Source organism: Yinghuangia seranimata (assembly GCF_029953285.1).
In the GTDB taxonomy this organism is placed as follows: Bacteria; Actinomycetota; Actinomycetes; order Streptomycetales; family Streptomycetaceae; genus Yinghuangia; species Yinghuangia seranimata.
The window spans coordinates 286689-309773 of record NZ_JASAOI010000010.1; the positions used below are offsets into that span (position 1 = coordinate 286689).

The 23085-nt window shown below is 73.8% G+C and carries 23 protein-coding genes; 10 read left to right on the forward strand and 13 right to left on the reverse strand.

Going from position 1 to position 23085, the window contains the following annotated elements:
* Nucleotides 1-57 precede the first annotated feature (57 nt).
* Nucleotides 58-1059 (reverse strand): S-methyl-5-thioribose-1-phosphate isomerase, encoded by a 1002-nt coding sequence (mtnA, locus tag QI554_RS07500; protein WP_281467232.1) that lies wholly within the window; start codon nucleotides 1057-1059, stop codon nucleotides 58-60.
* Nucleotides 1060-1522: 463 nt separating this feature from the next.
* Here mtnA and QI554_RS07505 point away from each other — a divergent pair, with 463 nt between their 5' ends.
* The 8 genes from QI554_RS07505 to QI554_RS07540 all read left to right on the forward strand — a co-directional run bounded on the left by QI554_RS07505 (nucleotide 1523) and on the right by QI554_RS07540 (nucleotide 11378).
* Nucleotides 1523-2593 (forward strand): BMP family ABC transporter substrate-binding protein, encoded by a 1071-nt coding sequence (locus QI554_RS07505; RefSeq protein ID WP_281467235.1) that lies wholly within the window; start codon nucleotides 1523-1525, stop codon nucleotides 2591-2593.
* Between the two features lie 69 nt (nucleotides 2594-2662).
* Nucleotides 2663-4513, forward strand: a complete 1851-nt coding sequence (locus QI554_RS07510) for an ABC transporter ATP-binding protein (RefSeq protein WP_343230766.1) — start codon at nucleotides 2663-2665, stop codon at nucleotides 4511-4513.
* Nucleotides 4506-5705 (forward strand): ABC transporter permease, encoded by a 1200-nt coding sequence (locus QI554_RS07515; RefSeq protein ID WP_281467237.1) that lies wholly within the window; start codon nucleotides 4506-4508, stop codon nucleotides 5703-5705. The genes QI554_RS07510 and QI554_RS07515 overlap by 8 nt, the downstream gene beginning before the upstream one ends.
* Before the next feature lies 1 nt (nucleotide 5706).
* On the forward strand, nucleotides 5707-6687 hold the full coding sequence (locus QI554_RS07520) for an ABC transporter permease (RefSeq protein WP_281467239.1): 981 nt from the start codon (nucleotides 5707-5709) through the stop codon (nucleotides 6685-6687).
* Nucleotides 6684-7466 carry a nucleoside phosphorylase gene (locus tag QI554_RS07525; RefSeq protein ID WP_281467241.1) on the forward strand — a complete coding sequence of 261 codons (783 nt, stop codon included), beginning with the start codon at nucleotides 6684-6686 and terminating at the stop codon, nucleotides 7464-7466. The genes QI554_RS07520 and QI554_RS07525 overlap by 4 nt, the downstream gene beginning before the upstream one ends.
* 98 nt (nucleotides 7467-7564) lie before the next feature.
* Nucleotides 7565-8179: a sulfite oxidase-like oxidoreductase gene (locus QI554_RS07530; protein WP_281467443.1), complete on the forward strand. Its 615-nt coding sequence runs from the start codon at nucleotides 7565-7567 to the stop codon at nucleotides 8177-8179.
* Nucleotides 8166-9143, forward strand: coding sequence for an FAD-binding oxidoreductase (locus QI554_RS07535; RefSeq protein WP_281467242.1), 978 nt, complete (start codon nucleotides 8166-8168; stop codon nucleotides 9141-9143). The genes QI554_RS07530 and QI554_RS07535 overlap by 14 nt, the downstream gene beginning before the upstream one ends.
* A gap of 489 nt (nucleotides 9144-9632) precedes the next feature.
* Complete coding sequence (locus QI554_RS07540) at nucleotides 9633-11378, forward strand: serine/threonine-protein kinase (protein WP_281467243.1); 1746 nt, start codon at nucleotides 9633-9635, stop codon at nucleotides 11376-11378.
* Nucleotides 11379-11451: 73 nt separating this feature from the next.
* Here the strand turns inward: QI554_RS07540 and QI554_RS07545 are convergent, their stop codons facing one another.
* Entirely contained in the window at nucleotides 11452-12174 is a 723-nt protein-coding gene (locus tag QI554_RS07545; protein WP_281467245.1) for a hypothetical protein, read from the reverse strand.
* 253 nt (nucleotides 12175-12427) lie between these two features.
* On the opposite strand from QI554_RS07545, the gene QI554_RS07550 reads away from it, so the two are divergent.
* Nucleotides 12428-12856 (forward strand): hypothetical protein, encoded by a 429-nt coding sequence (locus QI554_RS07550; protein WP_281467246.1) that lies wholly within the window; start codon nucleotides 12428-12430, stop codon nucleotides 12854-12856.
* Nucleotides 12857-12884: 28 nt separating this feature from the next.
* Here QI554_RS07550 and mtnC read toward each other — a convergent pair whose 3' ends face one another.
* From mtnC to QI554_RS07600, 10 genes are all read right to left on the reverse strand, one after another.
* Nucleotides 12885-13688, reverse strand: coding sequence for an acireductone synthase (mtnC, locus tag QI554_RS07555; RefSeq protein ID WP_281467248.1), 804 nt, complete (start codon nucleotides 13686-13688; stop codon nucleotides 12885-12887).
* Nucleotides 13685-14275 (reverse strand): 1,2-dihydroxy-3-keto-5-methylthiopentene dioxygenase, encoded by a 591-nt coding sequence (locus QI554_RS07560; protein ID WP_281467250.1) that lies wholly within the window; start codon nucleotides 14273-14275, stop codon nucleotides 13685-13687. Before QI554_RS07560 ends, mtnC begins: the two co-directional genes overlap by 4 nt.
* Before the next feature lie 165 nt (nucleotides 14276-14440).
* On the reverse strand, nucleotides 14441-15019 hold the full coding sequence (locus QI554_RS07565) for a dihydrofolate reductase family protein (RefSeq protein WP_281467252.1): 579 nt from the start codon (nucleotides 15017-15019) through the stop codon (nucleotides 14441-14443).
* A 116-nt stretch (nucleotides 15020-15135) separates the two neighbouring features.
* Complete coding sequence (locus tag QI554_RS07570) at nucleotides 15136-16050, reverse strand: LysR family transcriptional regulator (protein ID WP_281467254.1); 915 nt, start codon at nucleotides 16048-16050, stop codon at nucleotides 15136-15138.
* A 311-nt stretch (nucleotides 16051-16361) separates the two neighbouring features.
* Complete coding sequence (locus QI554_RS07575) at nucleotides 16362-17066, reverse strand: hypothetical protein (protein WP_281467256.1); 705 nt, start codon at nucleotides 17064-17066, stop codon at nucleotides 16362-16364.
* A 237-nt stretch (nucleotides 17067-17303) separates the two neighbouring features.
* Nucleotides 17304-17915, reverse strand: coding sequence for a TetR/AcrR family transcriptional regulator (locus QI554_RS07580; protein WP_281467258.1), 612 nt, complete (start codon nucleotides 17913-17915; stop codon nucleotides 17304-17306).
* Between the two features lie 216 nt (nucleotides 17916-18131).
* Nucleotides 18132-19184 carry an agmatine deiminase family protein gene (locus tag QI554_RS07585; protein ID WP_281467260.1) on the reverse strand — a complete coding sequence of 351 codons (1053 nt, stop codon included), beginning with the start codon at nucleotides 19182-19184 and terminating at the stop codon, nucleotides 18132-18134.
* A gap of 31 nt (nucleotides 19185-19215) precedes the next feature.
* Nucleotides 19216-20040 (reverse strand): urease subunit gamma, encoded by an 825-nt coding sequence (ureA, locus tag QI554_RS07590; protein ID WP_281467262.1) that lies wholly within the window; start codon nucleotides 20038-20040, stop codon nucleotides 19216-19218.
* A gap of 206 nt (nucleotides 20041-20246) precedes the next feature.
* A complete protein-coding gene (locus QI554_RS07595) occupies nucleotides 20247-21038 on the reverse strand; it encodes a class I SAM-dependent methyltransferase (protein ID WP_281467264.1) in 792 nt (263 codons plus the stop codon).
* 87 nt (nucleotides 21039-21125) lie between these two features.
* Complete coding sequence (locus tag QI554_RS07600; protein ID WP_281467266.1) at nucleotides 21126-22043, reverse strand: NADP-dependent oxidoreductase; 918 nt, start codon at nucleotides 22041-22043, stop codon at nucleotides 21126-21128.
* Between the two features lie 122 nt (nucleotides 22044-22165).
* Between QI554_RS07600 and QI554_RS07605 the strand changes: the two genes are divergently transcribed.
* A complete protein-coding gene (locus tag QI554_RS07605) occupies nucleotides 22166-22615 on the forward strand; it encodes a winged helix-turn-helix transcriptional regulator (RefSeq protein WP_281467268.1) in 450 nt (149 codons plus the stop codon).
* 34 nt (nucleotides 22616-22649) lie between these two features.
* On the opposite strand, the gene QI554_RS07610 is transcribed toward QI554_RS07605, so the two are convergent.
* Nucleotides 22650-23045, reverse strand: coding sequence for a hypothetical protein (locus tag QI554_RS07610; protein ID WP_281467270.1), 396 nt, complete (start codon nucleotides 23043-23045; stop codon nucleotides 22650-22652).
* Between the last annotated feature and the right edge of the window lie 40 nt (nucleotides 23046-23085).

A 23085-nucleotide genomic window follows, 5' to 3' on the forward strand; every position in this document is an offset into this window, starting at 1 on the left:
CCCCCGGCAATCCCGGCGGCCTCGGCCGAACAGCCCGCCCTTCGGCGGACTCCGTCCTCAGCCCCGCGGCTCGAGCACGCCGTCCTCGCTGACGATCGCGCTGATCAGGCGCGCCGGGGTCACGTCGAACGCCGGGTTGAACGCGCGGGAGCCGGCCGGCGCGACCCGGACGCCGCCCCACTCGAGCACCTCGGACTCGGGGCGCTCCTCGATCTCGATCCGCGTGCCGTCGGGCGTCGCCGGGTCGAAGGTGGTCTGCGGCGCCGCCACGACGAACGGGATGCCCGCGTCCGCGCAGGCCAGCGCGACGCCGACCGAGCCGATCTTGTTGGCGGTGTCGCCGTTGGCGGCGATCCGGTCGGCGCCGATCACGGCCACGTCGACCAGGCCCCGCAGGATCGTGCTGGCCGCGGCGCCGTCGGGCTGGACGTAGTGCGCGATGCCCTCCTGGTCGAGCTCCCACGCGGTGAGCCGGGACCCCTGCAGCAGCGGCCGGGTCTCGTCGGCATACACGACCTCCAGGACGCCGCGCGCGTGCAGTTCGCGGATGATCCCGAGCGCGGTGCCCCATCCGGCGGTGGCCAGCGAGCCGGTGTTGCAGTGCGTGAGCACGCGCAGCGGGCGGCGGGCGACGCGCTCCAGGATCCAGTCGGCGCCGTGCGCGCCTATCGCCTTGTTCGCGGCGACGTCCTCGCGCACGACGGCCTCGGCCTCGGCGACGACGGCGTCCACACCGAGCGCGACCTTGGGCAGCACGCGGTCGACGCCGCCGGCCAGGTTGACGGCGGTCGGCCGGGCGTCGCGGATGCGGGCGATCGCCGCGTCGAGCGCGGCCGCGTCCCAGCCCTCGCGTTCGGCCTGCAGCATGGCGATCGCCACACCGAACGCGCCGGACGCGCCGAGCGCGGGCGCGCCGCGGACCGCGAGCCGGCGGATGGCGTCGACGAGCGTGTCGACGTCGGTGACGTCGAGCCGGACGATCTCGTGCGGCAGCGCGGTCTGGTCGATGAGGTGAAGTCCCTTGCCGTGCCAGGCAAGCGACCGGATTTCGAGGGCCACGGTGTTCCCCAGGGGTGTGGTGCGGTCGGGCGGTCCGGAGCGCTGCGGGCCGGGGGCGGGGCCCGTCGCCGGACGGCCGGCGGTGGTCAGCCGGACAGTCGATCGTATGACCAGGTTGTTAACGGGACGCAACCGGGAATCTCACAGCGCTGCCCACATGCTGGACATATTGACCACCTGGCGAGACGGGGTGTTAAGTTCCAGCCACCTGCCGGAACGGTTCACCCGTCCGGCGCATTCCGCTTCTCCGAGAGGGGGTTGGCCGTGGCCCACGTCATCGACGTCACCGACGCTTTCCAGCTGTCCCACGGCCACCCGATGGCGTGCGTACTCCCGCCCCTCCGCTGTCTCGGCATCTGAGCCGCCCCGCCCGGCCCGGCGGTCCCGCCGTACCCCCGCCCTCCCGCACGACTCCCGCCGACGCGTCCGCACGCACGCCGCGTCGCCTGCCCTGAGGAATCCCATGCTCCACAAGCCCCGCGCCGCCCGCATAGCCCTGGCCGCCGTCGCCGTCACGACCGCGCTGGCCGCGACCGCCTGCAACGCGTCCGACAAGAAGTCCGACTCCGCCGCCCCCGCCGGCGGCGACACCAAGGCCGGCGGCAAGTCCCTGGTCCTGGTCACCCCCGAGCCGATCGGCGTCAACGACTTCCTCAAGCTCGCCAAGCAGGGCACCGAGAACGCCGCCAAGAAGCTCGGCGGCTCCTCGAACACGCTGGAGAGCAAGGACGCCACGGCCATCCAGCAGAACGTCGAGAGCGCGGTCCGCCAGAAGCCCGCCGTCGTCGTCGCCGTCGGCTTCGAGTTCAACGACGTCATCGCGCAGCAGGCCGAGGCCAACCCGAACCAGCAGTTCCTCCTCGTCGACTCGTGCACCACCAAGACGTACGCGAACGTCACCTGCGCCGTCTTCCGCGAGCACGAGGGCGCGTTCCTCGCGGGCGCCGAGGCCGGCCTGCTCACCCAGACCGGCAAGACCGGCGCCGTCGTCGCCGTCGACGCCCCGCAGATCCACCGCTTCTCCGACCCGTTCGGCGCGGGCGCCAAGCAGGTCAAGCCCGACAGCAGCTTCACGCAGCTGTTCGTCGGCGGCCAGAACCCGTTCAACGACCCGGCGCGCGCCAGCGAGCAGACCACCGCGCTCAAGACCAAGGGCGTCGACGTCGTCATGGGCGCCGCCTCCGCGGCCGGCAACCTCGGCGTGTTCAACGCCGCCAAGGCCGACGGCCTCAAGGCGTGGGGCGTCGACGTCAACCAGTGCGGCAAGGCCCCCGGCTTCGTCGTCGACAACGTCGTCAAGCACACCGACATCGCCATCGAGCGCGGCATCGAGCAGATCACCGGCGGCAAGCCCGGCGGCATCGCCTCCTACGGCCTCAAGGAGGGCGGCATCACCCTGACCGCCTTCGAGCCCGGCCTCGACCAGTCGCAGTGCCTGATCGCCCAGCACCCCGACATCGTCACGACCGTCTCCGGCCTGCGCGACCAGATCGTCGCCGGCACCCTGACCGTCGCCGACCCCGTCAAGGGCTGACCCGCGGCGGCCCGCGCCGCCCCGACAGGCCCACGGCCAGTACCCCCGTCCCGGAAGGGAAACCGACCGATGCCCCACCCGCAATACCCCGACACGCCCGCCTCCGACGGTGTGCCCGAGGTCGAACTGCGGGGCGTCGTCAAGCGGTTCCCGGGGGTACTGGCCTGCGACCACGTCGACCTCGCCGTCGCCACCGGCGAAGTCCACGCCCTCATGGGCGAGAACGGCGCCGGCAAGTCCACGCTCATGTCCGTCCTCTACGGACTCCAGCGCCCCGACGCCGGCACCGTCCTGCTCCGCGGCACCCCGCACGCCTTCACCTCGCCCCTCCAGGCCATCGACGCCGGACTCGGCATGGTCCACCAGGGCTTCAAGCTGTTCCCGTCCCTCACCGTCACCGAGAACGTCGTCTACGGCTCCGAGCCCCGCCGCCGCGGCCTCGTCGACCGCGCCGCCGCCCGCGCCCGCGTCGCCGAACTCGTCGAACGGCACAGCCTCCACGTGCCGCCCGACGCCCGCGTCGGCGACCTGCCCGTCGGCGTCCAGCAGCGCGTCGAGATCCTCAAACTCCTCTACCGCGACGCCCGCGTCCTCATCCTCGACGAGCCCACCGCCGTCCTCACCCCCGCCGAGGCCGACCGGCTCCTCGACGTCGTCCGCGGCCTCGCCGCCGCAGGACGCACCGTGCTCCTCGTCACCCACAAGCTGCACGAGGTCATGGCCGTCAGCGACCGCGTCACCGTGCTGCGCGACGGCCGCGTCACCGCACGCCTCGACACCGCCGCCACCGACCCGGCCGCGATCGCCGAGGCCATGACCGGACGCGCCGTCGACCTCGACCGCACCCACCCCGCCGGGCGACCCGCCGCCACCGTCCTCGACGTCACCGGACTCACCGTCGCCGGCCCCACCCGCGGCGCCAAACCCGCCGTCGACGACATCACCCTGCGCGTCCACGCGGGCGAGATCGTCGGCATCGCCGGCGTCGCCGGCAACGGCCAGACCGAACTCGTCGAAGCCCTCGCCGGACTGCGCCCCACCGCCGCCGGACGCGTCGCCGTCGCCGGCACCGAGGTCGCCTCCGGCGGCGGCAAGGGCGCGAGCGTCGCCCACCGCCGCCGCGCCGGACTCGCCTACGTCCCCGAGGACCGCGCCGAGGTCGGCGCCGCGCGCACCGCCCCGCTCGCCGACAACCTCGCCCTCGGCTTCCACCGCCGCGCCCCGCTCGCCGGCCGCGGCGGACTGCTGCGCCGCGCAGCGCTGCGCGCCCACGCCGCCGCCGTCATCGAGCGCTTCGGCGTGAAGGCCGCCTCCGGCGCCGTCCCCATCGGCACACTGTCCGGCGGCAACCAGCAAAAGGCCATCCTGGGCCGCGAGATCACCCACGACGCGCCCCTCCTGATCGTCGAACAGCCCACCCGCGGCGTCGACATCGGCTCCATCGAGAACATCCACGCCCGGCTCGTCGAGTACCGCGACGCCGGACACGGCGTGCTGCTCGTCTCCGCCGAACTCAGCGAAGTCCTCGCACTGTCCGACCGCGTCCTCGTCATGTACGAGGGCCGCGTCGTCGCCGACCTCCCACGCGGCCAGGCCGACGCGGCCACCGTGGGACTGGCGATGGCGGGCGGCACCGCCGACGTCCCGGCACAGACCCGCCGCGCAACCCCGACCGACGCGCGCAGCGGCGCCGGGCCCGCGGACGGCGGCGAGGCGGCTGCCCCCGCGCAGGCGAGCGCCGACACCGACGGCACCGACGGCACCGACAGCACCGACAGCACGCAGGAATCCGCTGGCACGCAGCACGCCTCGACCCCCGCCGACGCGCACAGCGCGGCCGGCCTCGCGGGCGACGGCGGTGCCGCGTCCGGTGCTTCGCCCCTCTCCCGTCCGATCGACCGTGGTGGCGACCATGACTGACCTCACCGACCCGACCCGCGACGGCGGCCGTTCGCCGCTCGCGGCGGCGGCCGGGATCGCACGGCGGGCCGTCGTGTCCCCCGTCACCGTGTCGATCGCCGCGGCACTGCTGCTCGGCGCGGTCATCCTCGCCGCCACCGGCGCCGCACCGCTGACCGCCTACCAGGCCATCCTCGACAGCGCGTTCGGCTCCGACGGCATCAGCGACACGCTCACCAAGTCCATCCCGATCGTCGGCATGGCCGTCGCGCTCGCCATCCCGCTCCGCGCCGGCCTGGTCAACCTCGGCGGCGACGGGCAACTCGTGCTCGGCGCGCTCGCCGCCGCCGCGGTCGGGCTGTACTCGCCGTTCCCCGCACCCGTGACCGTCGTGTGCGCACTGCTCGCCGGCGTCGTCGCGGGCGCGCTGTGGGCGGCGCTCGCCGCGGTCCTCGAGACCGTGTGCGGGGTGCCACTGCTGGTGAGCAGCCTGCTGCTGAGCTACCCCGCGGTCTCGTTCGTGTCCTACATGGTGCGGTTCCCGCTGCTGCAGAAGGGCTCCGGCATCCCGCAGTCCGAACGGCTGCCCGACGGCGTCCGACTGCCCGAGTTCGCCGCCGACGGCGGCCTCGGCACCGGCGTCAGCATCGGAATCCTCCTGATCGCCGCGGCCGCCGCCGTGTTCGCCTTCGTCGAAGCGCGCACCGCCGCCGGGTTCGAACTGCGCATGACCGGCCGCGGCCCGCGCTTCGCCGCCTACGCGGGCGTCGACCGGCCGCGGCTCACGCTCCGGCTGATGTCCGCGTCCGGCGGCCTCGCCGGACTCGTCGGCGCCATCGTCGTGCTCGGCTTCCCGTACCGGCTCACCGACGGCGCGCTGACCACGCCCGGCTACACCTGGACCGGCCTCCTCGCGGCACTGCTCGCCGCCGCGTCCCCGATCGGCACCGTGCTCGCGGGGTTCTTCTTCGCCGCGCTCACCGTCGGCGGGTTCGGCATGGAGCAGGAGACCGCCGTGCCGCAGCAGCTGACGCAGGTCCTGCAGGCGCTGATCATCCTCTTCCTCGCGGTCCGCACCGGCGTGTTCGCGAAGGGCGGCCGGTTCCGGCGCCGCCCGGCCGCGCCGCCGCCACCGACGGCCACCGCGGAGGATCCCGCCGGGGATCCCGCCGACCCGGCCGCCGACCCCGCACCCGCCCTCGGAGGACGGTGACATGACGTTCGACGCCGAACTGGTCTTCTCCGCGCTCCGCGCCCTCACCCCCGTGCTGTTCGCGGCACTCGGCGGCGCGCTGTGCGAACGCGCGGGCGTGTTCAACGTATCCCTCGAAGGCACCATGCTCACCGGCTGCTTCGCCGCCGTCGCGGGCAGCTGGTACACAGGCAGCGCGTGGGGCGGCGTGCTCGCCGCGGTCCTCGCGGCAACACTGTTTTCAGCGATCCTGGCCGTGGGCGCCGTATCCCTGGGCGCCGACGCCGTCGTCGTCTGCATCGCGCTCAACCTCCTCGCGGTCGGCCTGACCGGGTTCCTGCTGCGCACCGTCTTCGGGACGCAGGGCACCTTCAGCGACCCCGACCTCAAGGGCCTCGAACCCGTCGACATCCCCGGCCTCGCGTCCGTGCCGTTCGTCGGCCCCGCGCTGTCCGGCCACTCTCCGCTCGTGTACCTGTCGTGGGTCGCCGTCGCGGTCACCGCCGTGCTGCTGTCCCGGCACCCGTGGGGGCTGCGGCTGCGCGGCGTCGGCGAGGCACCCGAGGCCGCGCAGAGCCTCGGCGTCAGCGTCACCCGCTACCGGTACGCCGCCGTGCTGACCTCCGGCGCGCTGTGCGGACTGGCCGGCGCCCAGCTCGCCCTCGGCAACGTGACCCTGTTCTCCGAGAACATGACCGCCGGACGCGGCTGGATCGCGGTCGTCGCCGTCATGCTCGGCCGGGCCCTGCCGGTCGGCGTGCTGCTCGCCGGACTGCTGTTCGGCCTCGTCGAGGCAATCGGGTTCCGGCTGCAGGGCGAGGGGCTGCCGCAACAGGCCGCCGACGCCGCCCCGTACGTTATGACCCTGGTCGCGCTCTTCCTGGCCACCCGCCCGGCGTTCCGCGACCGACGGCTCGTGCGGCGGCGCAGACCCGCCCCGCCCGCCACCGACGCACCGTCGCACCCCGACCCCGCCGCCACGCCCTTGGAGACCGCCCGATGACCGTGGACGCCACCGACAGCCCCGCCGTCCTGCCCATCACCCGGATCCCCGCCTCGGGACTGCCCGGCTACGCCGTCGTGGTCGGCGACCCGGCCCGCGCCGGACTCGTCGCCAAGCTCCTCGACGACGCGACGCAGATCGGCGCCAACCGCGAATACGTCACCTACGCCGGCACCTGGCGCGGCGTGCCGCTGGTCGTGTCCTCGCACGGCGTCGGCGGGCCCGGCGCGGTGTGCCTGTTCGCCGAACTGGCCGAGGCCGGCGTGCACACGATCATCCGGCTGGGCACCGCCGGTTCGATCGCGCGCGGCATCGGCGACGGCGACCTGATCGTCGCGGACGCCGCGGTGCGCGACGACGGCGTGACCCAGCAGCTCGTCCCCGCCGAGTTCCCCGCCTTCTCCACGCCCGAGGTCGTGCTCGCGCTCGCCGCCGAGGCCCGCGCGCACAACGCGCCGCACCACCGCGGCACCGTGTGGACGCGCGCCGCGTTCCTGCCGGGCGTCCTCGAACTGCCGATGAAGCCCTACCAGCAGGCGGGGGTGCTGGCGATCGAGATGGAGCTGTCGGCGCTCCTGGTGTTCGCGGCACTCAACGGCCTGCGGGCGGGCGGCGCGCTCGTCATCGACGGCATAGCCGCCGACGACCTCGTCGACGAGGACGGCAAGAGCGGCTACGACCCGCACCGCCAGGTCGTCGCCGACGGCGTCGAACGCGCCGCACTGGTCACGCTCGACGCCGTGGCCCGACTCGCCGCCGCCGACACCGCGGACGCGTGAGCGGCCCCGTGACCGACACCGCGACCGGCGGCATCCGCGCCGGGACGGGAGCGGCGACGGTGACGGAGGCCGGGACCGGGGTCGGCCCCGACGCCGGCTTGCCGCCGGTCACCCGCGGCTTCGTCGGCCGCCATGCCGCCGCCGCGCGCGACCCCCGGCTGCCTCCGGGCCAGTACGACGCGCACACGTCCTTCCCGGTACTGTCCGCCGAGGTCACGCCCGAGCTCGCCGCCGAGGACTGGACGTTCCGCGTCGACGGCCTCGTCGCCGAACCCCGCACGTGGACGTGGGACGAGGCCCGTGCGCTGCCGGCCGACACCTACGAGGGTCCGATCCACTGCGTCACCTCGTGGTCCAAGCTGGAAACCGTGTTCACAGGCGTTTCGGTCGACGCGTTCCTCGACGCGGTACGGCCGTCCCCGACGGCGACACACGTCGTCGCGTACGCGCACACCGGCTACACCACCAACCTGCCGCTCGCCGACCTCACCGGCGGCCGGGCATGGATCGCGTTCGAGTACGACGGACGGCCGCTGACCCCGGCGCACGGCGGCCCCGCGCGCCTGCTGGTCCCGCACCTGTACTTCTGGAAGAGCGCGAAGTGGATCGCCGGGCTGCGGCTCGTCGACCGCGACGAGCCCGGCTTCTGGGAACGCAACGGCTACCACCACCGAGGCGACCCGTGGGCGGAGGAACGCTATGCCGGCGACTGACCGCACGGCCGAAGCCGTAGCCGCGGCTGCGGCCGCATCCGAAGCCACAGCCACAGCCACAGCCACCGCAGACGCCAACGCCACCGCGGTCGGAGAGACCGGCGCCGTCGGGGCGATCGGCGCGACCGGTGCCGTCCTCCCGGTCGACGGGCCCTCCGGAACCGCGGCGGAGAACGAACCGCTGCCGCCTCTCCCAGCGTTCGCCGCGCCGGGCCGGGTCGCGCCGAGCCTGCGCGGCCGGGTGGTCTGGCAGCAGGCACGGGTCGTGGCGGCGCGTACCGAGGCGGCCGGACTGCGCACGCTGCGGCTCGCGTTGCCGGACTGGACGGCGCATGTCGCAGGCCAGCACTACATGTTGCGGCTGACCGCGGCCGACGGGTACACCGCGCAGCGGCACTACTCGGTGTCGTCCGCGCCCTCGGACCCCGGGCACGTCGAGCTGACGGTGGACCGGGTTGACGGCGGCGAGGTGTCGGGATTCCTGCACGACGTCGCCCGGGTCGGCGACACGCTGGAAGTCCGTGGCCCGCTGGGCGGGTTCTTCGCCTGGGCCGCCGACCGCCCGGCGCTGCTGATCGGCGGCGGCTCGGGGATCGGCCCGTTGGCGGCGATGCTGCGCGAGCAGCGCGCGTCGGCGCCGGACGTTCCGCTGGACCTCATCGCGTGCGTGCGCTCCCCCGAACACCTGCCGTTCCACGCCGACCTGACGGCCGATCAGCCGTACTCGGCGGCGCATGTCGCGGTGGTCTACAGTCGTTCGGCACCACCGGGCGGGCCCGTCGGCCGCCTGACGGCGGCCGTGCTGGCCCCGTACGCCGAACGCGCCCTCGCGGAGGACCGCGAGGTGTACGTATGCGGTTCGACCGGCTTCGCCGAGGCGGTCGGCACGATGCTGACCGCCGCAGGCGTCCCGCCGACCCGGATCCGCCTGGAACGCTTCGGCGACGCCCCGGACGCGCGGTAGCTCCAGCCCGCCTCCCGTAGGCCGATCCCGACGCGCGACGCGGCCCGGCGCTGCCGTGGCCGTGGCCGTGGTCGTGGCAGTGGCCGTGGCCATGGTCGTGGCCATGGTCGTGGTCGTGGTCGTGGTGCGGTGAACCGCCGCCGCGCCCTGTAGTTCCAGGGCACTGGCCGTCCCAGGCCCGCGGCCACAACCGCCCACCGCCGGCCGACCGGACCCGCCGTCCCAGGCCGCCGCCACACCGCGCCGCGGACGGGTGCCCCACCTCCCCGCGCCCCCTGGCCGCCCACCCGTTCATCCGTATCGCGCGGCCGTCGGACGTCGTGCGCGCCGTTTTCGTTACACCCCGGCGTCGAGCAGAACATCACATGCCGGTGCCCCTGCCGCGTGCGCGAACGCGGCATATCCTCGGCAACGACCAAAGATCGCGTGCCCGGGCCGGGCGATGCCGAGCGCATCGCCGCGCCGCGCAGAACGCACCAATGTCACGTCATGGCACGCCCCCACGGGGCATGGGGGGAGACCGGCATGCGCCCGTTGGCCGATTCCGATCCGCGCGTCGTCGCCGGGTTCCGGGTGCTGCGCCGGCTCGGCGCGGGCGGCATGGGCCGTGTGTACCTGGCGCGTTCGCCGCGTGGCCGGACCGTGGCGTTGAAGCTGGTCCGGCCCGAGCTCGCCGACGACCCGGAGTTCCGCACCCGGTTCCGCGCCGAGGTGGCCGCCGCGCGGCGCGTCGACAGCGCGTGGACGGCGCGGGTGCTGGACGCCGACCCGGACGCCGAACACCCGTGGCTGGCCACGTCGTACGTGCCGGGCCCCGGCCTGCACGGCGCGGTGCGTGACCGGGGCCCGCTGCCGGAGCACACGGTCACGGCGCTCGCCGCGGGCCTGGCCGAGGCATTGGCGGCCGCGCACCGCGTCGGGATCGTGCACCGGGACGTCAAACCGTCGAACGTACTGCTCGGCCTCGACGGCGTGCGCCTGATCGACTTCGGGATCGCCCGCGCGCTGGACGGAACGGCGCTGACAAGGACCGGAGTCACCGTCGGCTCACCGGCGTTCATGGCGCCGGAGCAGGTGGACGGCGGCGAGGTCGGGCCCGCCGCCGACGTGTTCTCGCTCGCGTCGACGCTGACCTACGCGGCGACCGGCGCGACGCCGTTCGGGAAGTACGACGACCCGGGCGTGCCGTTCCGGATCTCCCGGCACGAGGCCGATCTGACGCTGCTGCCCTACGCGTTGCGGCCGGTCGTCGAGGCGTGCCTGACGAAGGACCCGGCGTACCGGCCGTCGGCGGGCGAGGTGGCCGCGGCGTTGCGCGGCCACGACGGGGACGCCGCGGCCTGGTTCGCGTCCGGATGGCTGCCCGGCGACGTCGTGGAGGCGATCGCCCGCGACGCGGTCGCGCTGCTGGACGTCGAGGACGTGTCGGGGGACGGGGAGCGGACCGTCGTCGCCGGCCACGCCGCCGAGACCCGGGTGCTGGACGACCGGCCCGGCCGTACCCGCGTCGCGGGTACGGGCACGGACACGGACACCCGGCTCGCGGACACCCGGCTCGTGGAGACCCGGCTCGCCGAGGACACCGACCCGACGGCGCGGCTGCGCCCGCGGAGCGGCCCTTCCAACGCGTCCGACAGGTCCGACGGGGTCGGCGGCGACGCGGGCGACGGTGCCGGCCGCTCCGGCCGCTCCCGCGACTCCGCCAAGACACGCGGCCCCTGGCGCAAGGCCGCGGTCTCGGCGCTGGCGCTCCTCGTGGTGGCCGCCGTCGCGTTCGGCGTGCTGTTCGCGACCGGCAAACTGCCGTGGAGCGGGCACGCGAAGAAGAAGCCCAAGCCGGCCGCCGACCCTGCGCTTCAGGTGCTGCCGGACGCCTTCGGCGGGCACTGGCGGGGCACCGTACCCGGCGACCAGTGGTCCACGCCCTGGCCGTTGACCGTCGAGGTCGACCTGACGCGCGCGCCACTCGGCGGCCTCGCCGGCAAGGCCTCCTACAACCCGCCGCCGTTCCCGGGCGGCGGCGGCTTCCCGCCGCCGGTGTGCGCGCAGCAGGTCAAGCTCAAGGCGGCCACCGCGGGCAGCGCCGACTTCGAGCCCGCCCCGCGCTCGGGCACCGACATCGGCGACTGCCTCAACGGGGGCGTCCACATCAGCCGCAACGCCGACGGCTCGATCGACTGGACGGCCCGGTTGAACGACGGGACCAGCTACCTCGTGACGCTGCGCCGCCCGTGACCCGTTCCCGGACCCGGCCCCGGCCCCGCCCGGCCAGGGCGGGGCGGGCCGGGCCGGGCCACCAGGACACTCCCTAGAACTCGCCCTTCCCCATCCGCGCCACCAGGTCGTCGAACAGCACCGCCCACGGTGTCGGCGGCGCGACCAGCGCACGTGCGGCGGCGAAGTTCTGGATCTCGGTGCGGGCCGCGGCGTAGGACGGGTGCGCGGTGACCGCCGGCACGTTCACGAGCTCGAACTGGGCGGCATAGTGCGCGGAGATGAAGAACCGGTGCCCGAACGGGTCGTACACCACGCGGCCGCCCTCGAGGAGCGCAGCGTTCTTGCCGTCGCGGATCGTGGGGACGTGCAGTTCGAAGTACGACGCGACCCGGTTGGGGTCGGCGGGCGCGAACTTGGTGGTGTGCTCGGTCGTACTGTTCGCCAGCCACGCCCAGTTCGCCCGGCCGCGGATGCCGGCGGTGGCCGCGGCGGGCGGCGCGCCGCCGTTGTAGGGGGCCTGCGGCAGCAGCGGGTCGACGGGCGCGCCCGCGTGCGAGGACCGGATCGGACTGCCGATGGAGGCGAGGAATCCCGGGCCGTCGCCGCCGCAGTAGGCGATCATGTCGTTCGTCCGGCCCTCGGTGTCGAGGGCCTGGAGCATCGCCTGCCGGCGCAGCATGTGGTCGGTCACGTCCGTGGCGAACATGTGCAGGTAGCCGAGGTCCCCGGTGTTCGCGTTGAGGACCGTCGGGTAGTCGATGCGGTTGGTGGTGCCCGTACTGGCCTGCGCGCAGCGGGTCAGGAACGCGCTCATGCGGCACCTCGCCTTCACGAGTGTGGAGGAACCGGACTGGACGGCACACAGTCTAGAAAGTCGGAATGATCGCCAATTCCCTTATCAGTAAGCCTTGTTCCACTCATTCGCTGACATTGGCGCAGTCGGTGGCAGCGTGCCCCAGGCAGTGATCCGCGCCACTCAGGCCCCAGCGATGTCACATCCGGGCCGGAATTCCTGTCATCCCTTGTGACCGCCGATCGCGGCGGGCCCGGAGGGATTGGGGACACCGATGCGCCGCCACCTGCAGACCGCGAAGGCCTTCGCCCGGTTCGTCGTGTTCGGCGGCGGCGTGGGGCTGCTGTCGTCCGCCGCGCTCGTCGCCCTGTCCGCCTCGATGGGCGTCGCGGCCGCCAACGCCGTGGTCACGGTCCTCGGCACCTTGCTTGTGAACGAGCTTCACAGCCGTTTCACGTTCCGGCGGGGTGCGGCGGGGTGGAGGGTGCACCTGGAGTCGTCCGGCACGGTCGTGGTCGGCTACCTGCTGACGACCGCCGCGATGCTCGCGCTGGCGGCGGCCGCGCCGGACGCGGGGATGGCCGCCACACAGGCGGTGTACCTGGGGGCGAGTGCCCTCACCGGCATCGGGCGGTTCGTGGCACTGCGTCTGGTCGTGTTCGCGAACGCGCCCGGCCGCGCGGCGCTGGTGGCCGTGGCCTGACCGCACCGTCGCCGCCGGGCGCGGGGTGTCACCGTACGACGGGCCGGTCTCCCGTCAGGTCGACGCGGGCGAACGAGTCGGTCTCGGGGTGGGTGCCGACGCCGCGGTCGTAGTAGGGCTCTCCGGGGCGGCGGACGCCGACGGTGTGCCAGCCGGCCTCGCGGGCGGCGTCGAGTTCGTCGACGAGGTCCGACAGGAACACGATGCCGGACGGGGCGGCGCCGATCTCGGCCGCGATCGCGTCGTACGCGCCGGGGGTCTTCTTCGGGCCGGCGTTCTCGGTGTCGAAGTGTCCGGAGAACAGCGGCAGGAGCGAGCCTTCCGCGGAGTTCCCGAACCAGGCGAGCTGCGCGGACACGGAGCCGGACGAGAACACGTACAGCCGGTGTCCGGCGGCGTGCCAGGCGCGCAGTGCGGGGATGGCGTCGGGGTAGAAGTGCGAGGTGAGTTCGCCGGACGCGAAGCCTTCCGCCCAGATGGCGCCCTGGAGGGTCTTGAGCGGGGTGGCCTTCTCGTCGCGGTCGAGCCACGCGTTGAGCGCGGCGACCACGGCAGCGGTGTCCGTTGCCGGTTCGGCCGCAGGGCCGGCCGCAGGGCCGGTCGCGGTGTCGGTCGCAGCGTCGGTCGCGGTGGCGGTGATGTGGTCGCGGACGGCGGCGACCGCGCGGGCGACGTCGGGTTCGGTGCCGCGTTCCTCGATGATCCGCGCGAAGTGCTTGCGGGAGTACGGGTAGAGCTGTTCGGTGATGAACCCGGTGGCGCTGGTGGTGCCTTCGATGTCGACGACGACGTCGAGCGGGTGTCCGGCCGTGCTGTGGTGCGGGACGGTCACGCGGCGGACTCCGTGTAGCCGGCCCAGATGGCGTCGAAGTCCGGGAACCGGGCGGAGATGGGGTCGCCGGTGAAGTCGCCGACCCAGCCGTCCTCGTCGTGGAAGAAGCGGATGGCGGCGACGGACGGCTCGGCGCCCATGTCGAACCAGTGGGTGGTGCCCTTGGGCACGGACAGCAGGTCGCCGGCCTCGCACAGCACCGCGTACACCTGTCCGTCGACGTGCAGGTAGAAGATGCCGGCGCCCTCGACGAAGAAGCGGACCTCGTCGTCGTCGTGGGTGTGCTCGGACAGGAACTTCTGGCGCGCGGCGGCGGCCTTCGCGGGCCACTCGGGGTCGTCGGACGGCTGGAGGCGGATGACGTCGACGAGGATGTAGCCCTCGGCGGCGGTGATGCGGTCGACCTCGGTGCGGTAGGCCTCGATGACCTGCTCCTGCGTGGCGCCCGGCGCGAGCTCGGCGTCGGCGGTCCAGCGCTCGTAGCGGACGCCGATGGGGGCGAGCGCCTCGGCGATGCCCTCGGGGTCGGCGGTGCGCAGCACCGGCGTCGTGCTGTCGGCCTCGGGCCACACGGTCAGCAGGGACATCGGGTCACTCCTTTTCACCCTCACCGTCACCCTCGCGGAGGGTTGAACGCGCGCGGCGGGCCGCGCTGCCCCGAATCTACCTCCGGGGAGCGCGGCCGCCGAGTCCGTGGGCCGATCCGTTCACATGTCGGACACAACCGGTCATGCGGCGCGTCCCGCGGCGGGTCACGAGGCCCGGGTGTAGCGGGTCAGGATCCCGCCGTCGGGGAACGTGCGGTGCTCGGTGAGGGTGAAGGCGGCGGGGTCGAACGCGGCGCCGCGGAACAGCGGGATGCCATCGCCGGCGAGGACCGGGTAGGTCTTGAGCAGCAGTTCGTCGATCTCGTCGTAGAGCGCGGCGGCGAGGGTGCCGCCGCCGGCGAGCCAGATGCCCTTGTCGCCGTCCTCGGCCTTGAGGGCGCGGACGGCGGCGACGGGTTCGTCGGCGACGAGGGTGACGCCGGGGTCGGGGCTGTCGGTGATGCTCTTGGTGACGACGTACTGGCGCAGGTGCGGGTAGGGGCTGGCGATGCCGATCGCGAGGCCGGGGTCGTAGGTGGCCCGGCCCATGACGACGGTGTCGTACTGCGCGAGGGCGGCGGTGGTGCCGAGGGCGGCGTGGACGTGGGCGGGGATGGTCTCGGGGAGGTTCTCGAGCATCCAGGCGGTGAGGTCCTGGTAGGCCATCAGAAAGTCCCAGGAGCCGTCAGGGGCGGCGATGTAGCCGTCGATGGAGTGGCTGACGAAGTAGGTGAGCTTGCGCATGTGTCTCCCGTTGGCGCTCGGGTGCTTCGTGTCCCTGGTGGAGGCAGGCCGCCTTCAACCACGGCGACTTTAGTACTTCAGTTGCAGTGGTTTCAAGAGGCGGCTCGGTTCGGGTGCTATCCGGAGCTCGGACGCAGCCCGCACTCCTCCGCGTGGGCGATGAACGCGGCCGCCCGCTCGCCGGCCGCGCCGGGCCGCCACACCAGCGCTACCGCGCCGCGTACCGGCGGATCGAAGGCGCGCACCACCGTTCCGGGGTACTCCAGGTGCTCGCACAGGTCCCGGTACAGGAACACCGAGCCCAGCCCGGCGCGCACGCACGCCACCCAGGCGGACCGCTCCTCCGCCTCCATCGCGACCCGCGGCCGGATGCCGGTGCGGGCGAAGAACGCGTCGATGTCGTCGCGCCGGCCGGAACCCGGCGGCGGCAGCACCAGCGGCAGGTCGTGCAGGTGCGCGCTGGTCAGGGTGTCGGGAAGGTCGACGCCCTGCGGCGACACCAGCACGACCTCGCGCACCCAGAAGCGGCGCGCGGCAAGGTCCTCGGGCACCGGCGCGGCGGCGACACCGACGTCCACCTCACCGGCGCGCAGCGACGCGAACAACGCCTCACGCGACGCCGAGCGGATCAGCCGGGTCTGGACGTGCGGGTGCCCGGCGACGAACGTCGGGATCAGGTGCGTACCGAGGTCCCCGGCGAGCGTGGGCGTGGCGGCGATGCGCAACGGCTGCTCCCCGTCCGCCGGATCCGCCCGCCCGATCCCCTCGAACGCGTGGACGTCGGCGAGGATCACCCGCGCCAGCCGCACCGCACGCTCCCCCTCGGGCGACAGCACCGTCCCGCGGTTGGTGCGGGCCAGCAGCCGCGTCCCGACGTTGCGTTCGAGCTCCAGCAGCGACTTCGACAGCGCGGGCTGCGCGATGAACAACGCGGCCGCCGCCGCGGAGATCGACCCGTGCTCGGCCACCGCGACCAGCCGCCGCAACTGATGAACAGTCAGGCGCGGGTCGGCGCCGAGGTCGTGGGCCATGCGGACTCCGGTGGTGCGGGGGACCGAACAAGGCCCGCGTCGAGTGCGGACGCAGGCCGGACGCCCATGGTGACGCGAGCGGCGGAAGGGCGCCAGGGGCGGCCCGGCACGACCGCGCCCCTGACCATCCGCCCGGCCGCGCCCCCGACCACCCGCCCGACAGGATCCCCCTGAGGCGTCCGAAGCATCGCGAACGGCGGTCCTGCCGTCGCCCAACCGCCGGTCCGGCGCCCCTCGTCCACGGACGGAAACGGTCTGACCGCCGCACGATCGACGAATCGGTAGCGGGGTCCTGACGAAGGCCGGGTCCGCTAGGGGCACTTCTCGTCGAACTTCACGGCGCCGAGCCTGACCTTGTCGTTCGGCAACGGCGCGCCGGCCGGGGGGTTCTGGGTGCAGACCCGCCAGTGGTTCTCGACGATGATCGGCCGGTTGCCGCGCAGGTCGTCGGCGTCGACCTTCGCGATGCCGCGCAGGGCGTCGCGGACGACGTTGACGCTGCGGCCGACGACGTCCGGCATGATGCCGTCCGGGGCGGTCGGCGCGGTGGTCGGGACGGGTTCCGTCGGGCAGTGCTCGTTGGTGCGGACGACACCCAGGCGGACGGTGGTCTCCTTGTCGGCCTTGCCGGGGCCCGGAGTCTGGTCGCAGACCTGCCAGTTGCTGAGCAGGAGCTGGGTGCGGCCGCGGCCGAGGGCGTCGTGCGTCTTGATGAAGTGGTAGCCCGAGGACCACACCGCGTCGCGGGCCTTCTGCAGGTCGCGGCCGACGACGTCGGGGACGCCGCCCTTGGTCTGCTGCGGCGTCGCGGTGCGGGGCGCCGGCGCGGGTGGTGCGGCCGGCGGTGCGGGGCCCGCGGCCAGGGCCGAACCCGTCGGCCGGGGCGCGGGGGCGGCGACCGGGCCGGTCGCGGTGGTCGCGGCCGCGGGGGCGGTGCGGTTGTGGCGGCCGAGGCTGGGGAAGCTGCCGCGGTCGATGAGCGCCGCGACGATCAGGGCGAGGACGCCCAGCGCCACGACGGCGGCGCGCTGCTTGGGGTCGCGCCACCAGTCCGGCGCGGAGGCTGCCAGCCGGTTGCGTTTGATAGCCGATCACCCCGCGGTAGAAGCGGTCTTCCTGTCCGGAGCATGCTCGGTGCCGCGCGCGATATGCGCCCCGTGCACCACATGCGCCGTTTAGTGTGACGGCGATCGCACACGACAAGGCCAACTGTCGTGATTTGCCGGGTATTGATCGTTTCGGGTTCGGAAAGCTCAGCGGTCGAGGCCGAGTTCGAGCCGGGCGTACGCGAGCGCGTTCGCGACCCGGTCCGCGCGCTCCAGGCCCGGCGCGCCGATGACGATCTGGAGGGCGAACCCGTCGAGCATGCCGTGGAGGCGGGTCGTGAACGCGGTGCGGGCGGCCGCGTCCAACGGCGCCCACTCCCCCGCGTCGGCGCCCGCGTCGAGCAGGGCGGTCAGGTCGTCGGCCCAGACGCGCTCTATGTCGTATCCGGCCTGGAGGACCGCCTCGTCGCCGAGCGAACGGCCGTAGACCGCGACCCAGATCGTCCAGCGCGGGTCGGCGCGGCCGGTCGGGAGGTACAGGTCGACGTAGCCGGCCAGGCGCTCGTAGGCGGTCGCCTCACTCGCGAGGAGGGTGCGGCGGCGGGCGCCGAGCCGGTCCTCGCTCCAGCGCAGCGTCTCGACGAGCAGGTGGTCCTTCGACCCGAAGTAGTACAGGATGTGGCCGCCGCTGATGCCGAGGCGCTTGCCGAGCGCCGCCATCGTCATGGCGTCGAGGCCGCTCTCGGCGATCGCCTCGAGGGCCGCCTGGAGGACTACCTCGCGCGGCTGTTCGAGGCGCTTGCGCCGGGTCGGCGGCATGGGATGCTCCTGTCTTCGGTGCCGGTTCGTGCCGGGCGCGGCCCCGTCCCCACCCCGGGGCCACGCCGCGCACACTCGTCCGATCATCCGACCGGACCTGTGGACAGTCCCCGACACGTGACCGCCCACCCTTGCTACACATCGCAATGGGAACCGCGCCCGCGGTGAGATAACCACAACATCGCGGGCGCGACCCCCCGCGCGGGACCGGCGGGGTCAGACGCGCGGCTGCTGCTGCGTGATGCAGTGGATGCCGCCGCCGTTGGCGAAGATCCCGCGGGCGTCCACGAGTTCGACGGTGCGCCCGGGGAACAGCCGGGCGAAGGTCGCGGCGTTCTCCTCGTCGCGCGGGTCGTCGAACCCGCACAGCACCACGGCGCCGTTGCAGAGGTAGTGGTTGATGTAGCTGTAGTCGACCCAGCCGTGGCCGTCCTCCTCCAGCACGGTCGGGGCGGGGATCTCCACGACCTCCAGGCGCCGCCCACGCGCGTCGGTCGCGGCGCGCAGCAGCGCGGCGTTCTCGCGGCCGACCTCGTAGTCGGGGTGCGCGGGGTCGGGCTGCGTGTGGCACAGCACGACGCCGGGGCGCGCGAACGACGCGACGATGTCGATGTGGCCGCGGGTGCCGTAGCGCTCGTAGTCGCGGGTCAGGCCGCGGGGCAGCCAGATGACCTTCTCCACGCCGAGGTAGGCGCGCAGTTCGGTCTCGACCTGCTCCTTGGTCCACTCCGGGTTGCGGCCCTTGTCGAGCTGCACGGTCTCGGTGATGAGGACGGTGCCTTCGCCGTCGACGTGGATGCCGCCGCCCTCGTTGACCATCCGGGACGCGTAGCGCTTGGCGCCGGACAGCTCGATGACGTGCTCGGCGATGTCCTGGTCGCGGCCCCAGGCCGCCCACTCCTGGGCGCCCCAGCCGTTGAAGACCCAGTCGGCGGCGGCCAGGTCGCCCCGGCCGTTGGTGAGGAACGTGGGGCCGATGTCGCGCATCCACGCGTCGTCGAGGGGGCGCTCGACGACGGTGAGCGGCTGCTGCACGTAGCGCTTGACGGTGTCGGCCTCGCCGAGGTCCGCGACCATGGTCACGGGCTCGTAGCGGGCGATGGTCTCGGCGACGCGGCCCCACGCGACGCGCGCGGCGTGCAGGTCGCCGTCGCCGTCGCCCGCCTCGCCGAAGGTCTCGTTGGAGGTGGGCCACGCCATCCAGGTCTGCTCGTGCTCGACCCACTCGGCGGGCATCGAGAAGCCGTCAGCGGCCGGGGTGATCGTCATGGTGGTGTTCCTTCGCGGTACTGGGTGAGGGTCAGGGGAAATACAGGCGGTTCGGCGACACCGACTCGGCCGGCCCGGACGTCACCGGAGCGCCGCCGAGCGTGACCAGGCCGGTGTCGGCGGCCACCCGGACCTCGGCGACGCGGTTGTTGAATCGCATCGCCGCGGGCCCGATGCCCCGCGTGCCGCGCACCCCGACGCGGCGCCGCTTGGTGGGCATGTGGTCGCCGCCGTTGTCGGCGGCCTGGCTGGTGAACGCGACCGACCGCTCCGCCGGGGCGGCGCCGTGCGCGCCGGGCTGCGGCCCGAACAGCACCGTCCCGGGCGCGTCGGTGCCGGGCGAGCCGGGGCCGGCCGTGGCGGGAGCCGCGAAGCCGCCGGCGCGCGAGCCTTCGGTGCGGCAGGCGCGGTCGGTCGGCGTGGGCAGCGCGCCGGCGCGCGAGCCTTCGGTGCGGCAGGCGCGGTCGGTCGGCGTGGGCAGCGCGCCGGCGCGCGAGCCTTCGGTGCGGCAGGCGCGGTCGGTCGGCGTGGGCAGCGCGCCGGCGTGCTCGGCGGACCGGACGGGGTCGGTGACGACGGCGAGGCGGGTCGCGTCGTCGAACACCGCTTCGACCTTGACCTCGCCGACGATGTCGCCGACGCCGGGCAGGACGTCGTCGGGGCCGAGCACGGTGCGGGCGCGGTCGATCGCCTCGGCGAGGCGCACACCGTCACGGGCCGCCTCACACACGGTGTCCGCGATGAGGGCGTGGGCCTCGGGCACGTTGAGCCGCAGCCCCCGGGCCCGGCGGGCCCGGGCGCGCTCGGCCGCGGTGGAGATCAGCAGCCGGTCGCGCTCGGTCGGTGTCAGACGCACGGAGCCTCCGGTTTGCACGGCGTTCAATACGTGATTGAACAGCGTTCTAAACCGGCTGTCAAAGGTCCCCCGCCGACAGGCGGCGTGCATGGCCCGTAAGCGGGACGCCGACACCCCGGGCGGCAACAGACCGCGTCGCCCATCCCACGGGCAGGCTCCTTGGCGCGGACCGGTCGCGACGTCCCGCAACAGCGGTGACCACCGGGTCACCGCCTCCCCCGGACCCCCCACGCGCGAGCGGTGAGCGCGATCGACCCGTCCGGCCGCGCGGGCACCGCCCGAGCGAGCGCGTCACGCACCCGGTCGCGGGCCGCCGGAGCAAGCGTGGAAACGTAGCCCGGAGCCGGGCCCTGTCCGGTCAGGAACGGCTCCCACAGGTCCGCGAAACCGGGGAAGACCGTCGGCACGTCGATCGGGGCGACGGCCACGTCGACAAGCCCCGCACCCGCCCACAGAGCACGCAGCGGCTCAGGACGGCACACCGGGAAGCGGCGCCCCTCGTCCAGCGCGGCAGCCGACGGATCAACCAGGGACGCCGCATCCCAGAAGTGGCGCAGGAAACCCATGCCCTCGGAGTAGTCCCACACGTACGCGGCGACCTGCCCTCCGGGCGCCACGACCCGCGCCGCCTCGGCCAGCGCCGACTCCGGCTCGGGGAGGAAGTTGAGTGCCAGCCCGCTCACCGCCACGTCGAACGCCCCGTCCCGCACCGGCAGCGACAGGCCGTCGGCCACCGCGAAGCCGGCCGGCCCGGGATCGGCGGCACGGGCCGCGGCCACGAACCCGGCGGACCGGTCCAGGCCGACGACGGTCCGCGGCCGGCAGCGAACGGTCACCGCCGAGGTCAGGGCCCCGGTGCCGCACCCCACGTCGAGCCACCGCAAACCGTCTCCGACGTCGAGCCAGGCCACGAACGCGTCCGCGACCAGGCGGCTCCACCGGCCCATGTACCGGTCGTAGGCGTCACCAACAGCCCACGTGTCGATCCGTTCGCTCATCCCTCCACCATGTGCGCCGCGTGTCGCCGGGACTCACCGACACGCGGACGCACTCGCGGGGCGTCGCGGCACTCGGTGCCGGGCCGGTCAGGGGCGGATGACGTAGCGGCCGCGCAGGCCGCCCCTGGCGGTGGCCCGGTGGGCTTCGGCGGCTTGGTCGAGGGCGACGACGGCGTAGACGCGGGTCGGGAGATCTCCGGCCGCGGCGCGGTCGAGAAGGTCGGCGAGCCGGGTGCCGTCGGAGGCGGTGAGCACGGAGGTCACCGAGATTCCACGCTCGGCGGGAGGCGCGAGGCCGGGCCGCATGCCGACGTAGGCTCCGCCGTCACGGACCAGCTTGAGGGCCTGGTCGTTGAGTTGTGCCGAGTCGACGACCGCGTCCCATCCCGGCTCGGCGTCTGCGGTGAAGTCGGCGCCGAGGCCGCGGACGAACTCCTCGTCCCCGGCGCGGGCGAGCCCGGTCACCTGCCAGCCGCGTTCCCGGGCGAGGACGGCGACGTTCGCCCCGACCGCGCCCGCGGCGCCGGTCACCAGCAGGCGACCGGCCCCGGTGGGCGCGTCGCCGAGCAGGTCGACGACGTGCGCGGCGGCCAGCCCGTTGAGGGGCACCGTGGTCGCGGCGACCAGGTCCAGCCCCTCGGGGACGCGGGCGACGTCGGCCACCGGGACCACGATCTGCTCGGCGTAGGTGCCGTAGTCACGGTCGAAGCCGGCGACCAGACCCGCCACCCGGGTGCCGACGGCCAGGTCGACGCCCGGCCCAGCCGCCTCCACGACGCCGGCGAACTCCCATCCCAGACCGGTGTGTTCGGGCTGATTAACCAGCCCGATCGAGTGGAAGAAGCCCGCTGCGACACCGAGGTCGGTGGGGTTGACCGTCGCCGCGGCGATGGCGACGCGGATCTGGCCGGGACCCGGCTCGGCGACGGGCACGTCGATGATCTCGATCGAGTCGGGCCCGTTCGGAACACGGACGACAGCGGTGCGGAAAGTGGCAGCCTGCATGGCTTTTGCTCCTGCGAGGTGGGGTGATCGTTTCCGTGCTCCATGCTGGTTTCATTAACCTCGCGACAGAAGAAGGCACTTGAAAGTAAGTAAGTGCCCCTCGGGTGAGGAAGGAGCGGTCGATGTCGACGCAGACGGCGGCCCAGCGCCGGGTCGAGGCGAAGACGAGCTACAACGCCTTCATGGAGGGCTGCCCGAGCCGTCAGCTGCTCGACCGGATATCCGACAAGTGGGTCGCGTTGATCCTCGCAGCGCTCGGCAGCGACGGCCCGCACCGTCCAGGAGTCGACCACGACTACGGGCCTCGGTCGATGCGCTTCTCCGAACTGTCCCGCCGACTCGCGGGCGCCAGCCAGAAGATGCTCACCCAGACCCTGCGCTCACTGGAAGTGGACGGCCTGATCACCCGGACCGTCACGCCCACCGTGCCGGTCACCGTCACGTACGAACTGACCGACCTCGGCCTGTCCCTGAACCGCGTCATGGCGGAGCTCAAGGGCTGGGCGGAATCGCACATGGGCGAGGTACTCGCCCACCGCGAGGCACACCACCGCGTGGCAGCCGAAGACTGAGCAGCCGCGGGGTGGTCGCCGGAGTATCCGACGGTCAGGTGGCGCCCGGCGTGTAGCGCTCCACCGCGAGGCGGGCCACCGCACGCAGCTTCGCGAAGTACGAGGCGCAGTACTCGTCGTCGATCAGGGGCCCGACCTTGTCGACGTCAGCGATGCACCCCCACAGCCAGGCGACGCCGGCGTCGTCGAGCCCGCCGTCCAGCTCTCTCTGGACGAGGCCCGCCACAGCCGCGTCCAGGAGGATCAGCTCCACGCCCGCGATGTCCACGCCGCGGAAGCGCGCGGGGAACGGCCTCCGCAGGTGTTGCCGCCACAGCCGCGCAAGCCGCGCGTCGGGGCGACCCGGGTCGTCGACGCTCGCGGCGGGAGGTGTCGGGCGCGGCTCGTCAGGCAGGTCCGCCGGGGCCGTCGAGGACGTCGGAGTGCTCACCGGTGCAGCCTGTCGCTCAGCGGGCGCCGCTGCCACGGGA

Coding starts and splice junctions, on each gene's coding strand:
- QI554_RS07505 (WP_281467235.1), top strand. CDS start 1,523: ATGCTCCACAAGCCCCGCGCCGCCCGCATAGCCCTGGCCGCCGTCGCC.
- QI554_RS07510 (WP_343230766.1), top strand. CDS start 2,663: ATGCCCCACCCGCAATACCCCGACACGCCCGCCTCCGACGGTGTGCCC.
- QI554_RS07515 (WP_281467237.1), top strand. CDS start 4,506: ATGACTGACCTCACCGACCCGACCCGCGACGGCGGCCGTTCGCCGCTC.
- QI554_RS07520 (WP_281467239.1), top strand. CDS start 5,707: ATGACGTTCGACGCCGAACTGGTCTTCTCCGCGCTCCGCGCCCTCACC.
- QI554_RS07525 (WP_281467241.1), top strand. CDS start 6,684: ATGACCGTGGACGCCACCGACAGCCCCGCCGTCCTGCCCATCACCCGG.
- QI554_RS07535 (WP_281467242.1), top strand. CDS start 8,166: ATGCCGGCGACTGACCGCACGGCCGAAGCCGTAGCCGCGGCTGCGGCC.
- QI554_RS07540 (WP_281467243.1), top strand. CDS start 9,633: ATGGCACGCCCCCACGGGGCATGGGGGGAGACCGGCATGCGCCCGTTG.
- QI554_RS07545 (WP_281467245.1), bottom strand. CDS start 12,174: ATGAGCGCGTTCCTGACCCGCTGCGCGCAGGCCAGTACGGGCACCACC.
- QI554_RS07550 (WP_281467246.1), top strand. CDS start 12,428: ATGCGCCGCCACCTGCAGACCGCGAAGGCCTTCGCCCGGTTCGTCGTG.
- QI554_RS07560 (WP_281467250.1), bottom strand. CDS start 14,275: ATGTCCCTGCTGACCGTGTGGCCCGAGGCCGACAGCACGACGCCGGTG.
- QI554_RS07565 (WP_281467252.1), bottom strand. CDS start 15,019: ATGCGCAAGCTCACCTACTTCGTCAGCCACTCCATCGACGGCTACATC.
- QI554_RS07570 (WP_281467254.1), bottom strand. CDS start 16,050: ATGGCCCACGACCTCGGCGCCGACCCGCGCCTGACTGTTCATCAGTTG.
- QI554_RS07580 (WP_281467258.1), bottom strand. CDS start 17,915: ATGCCGCCGACCCGGCGCAAGCGCCTCGAACAGCCGCGCGAGGTAGTC.
- QI554_RS07585 (WP_281467260.1), bottom strand. CDS start 19,184: ATGACGATCACCCCGGCCGCTGACGGCTTCTCGATGCCCGCCGAGTGG.
- QI554_RS07595 (WP_281467264.1), bottom strand. CDS start 21,038: ATGAGCGAACGGATCGACACGTGGGCTGTTGGTGACGCCTACGACCGG.
- QI554_RS07600 (WP_281467266.1), bottom strand. CDS start 22,043: ATGCAGGCTGCCACTTTCCGCACCGCTGTCGTCCGTGTTCCGAACGGG.
- QI554_RS07605 (WP_281467268.1), top strand. CDS start 22,166: ATGTCGACGCAGACGGCGGCCCAGCGCCGGGTCGAGGCGAAGACGAGC.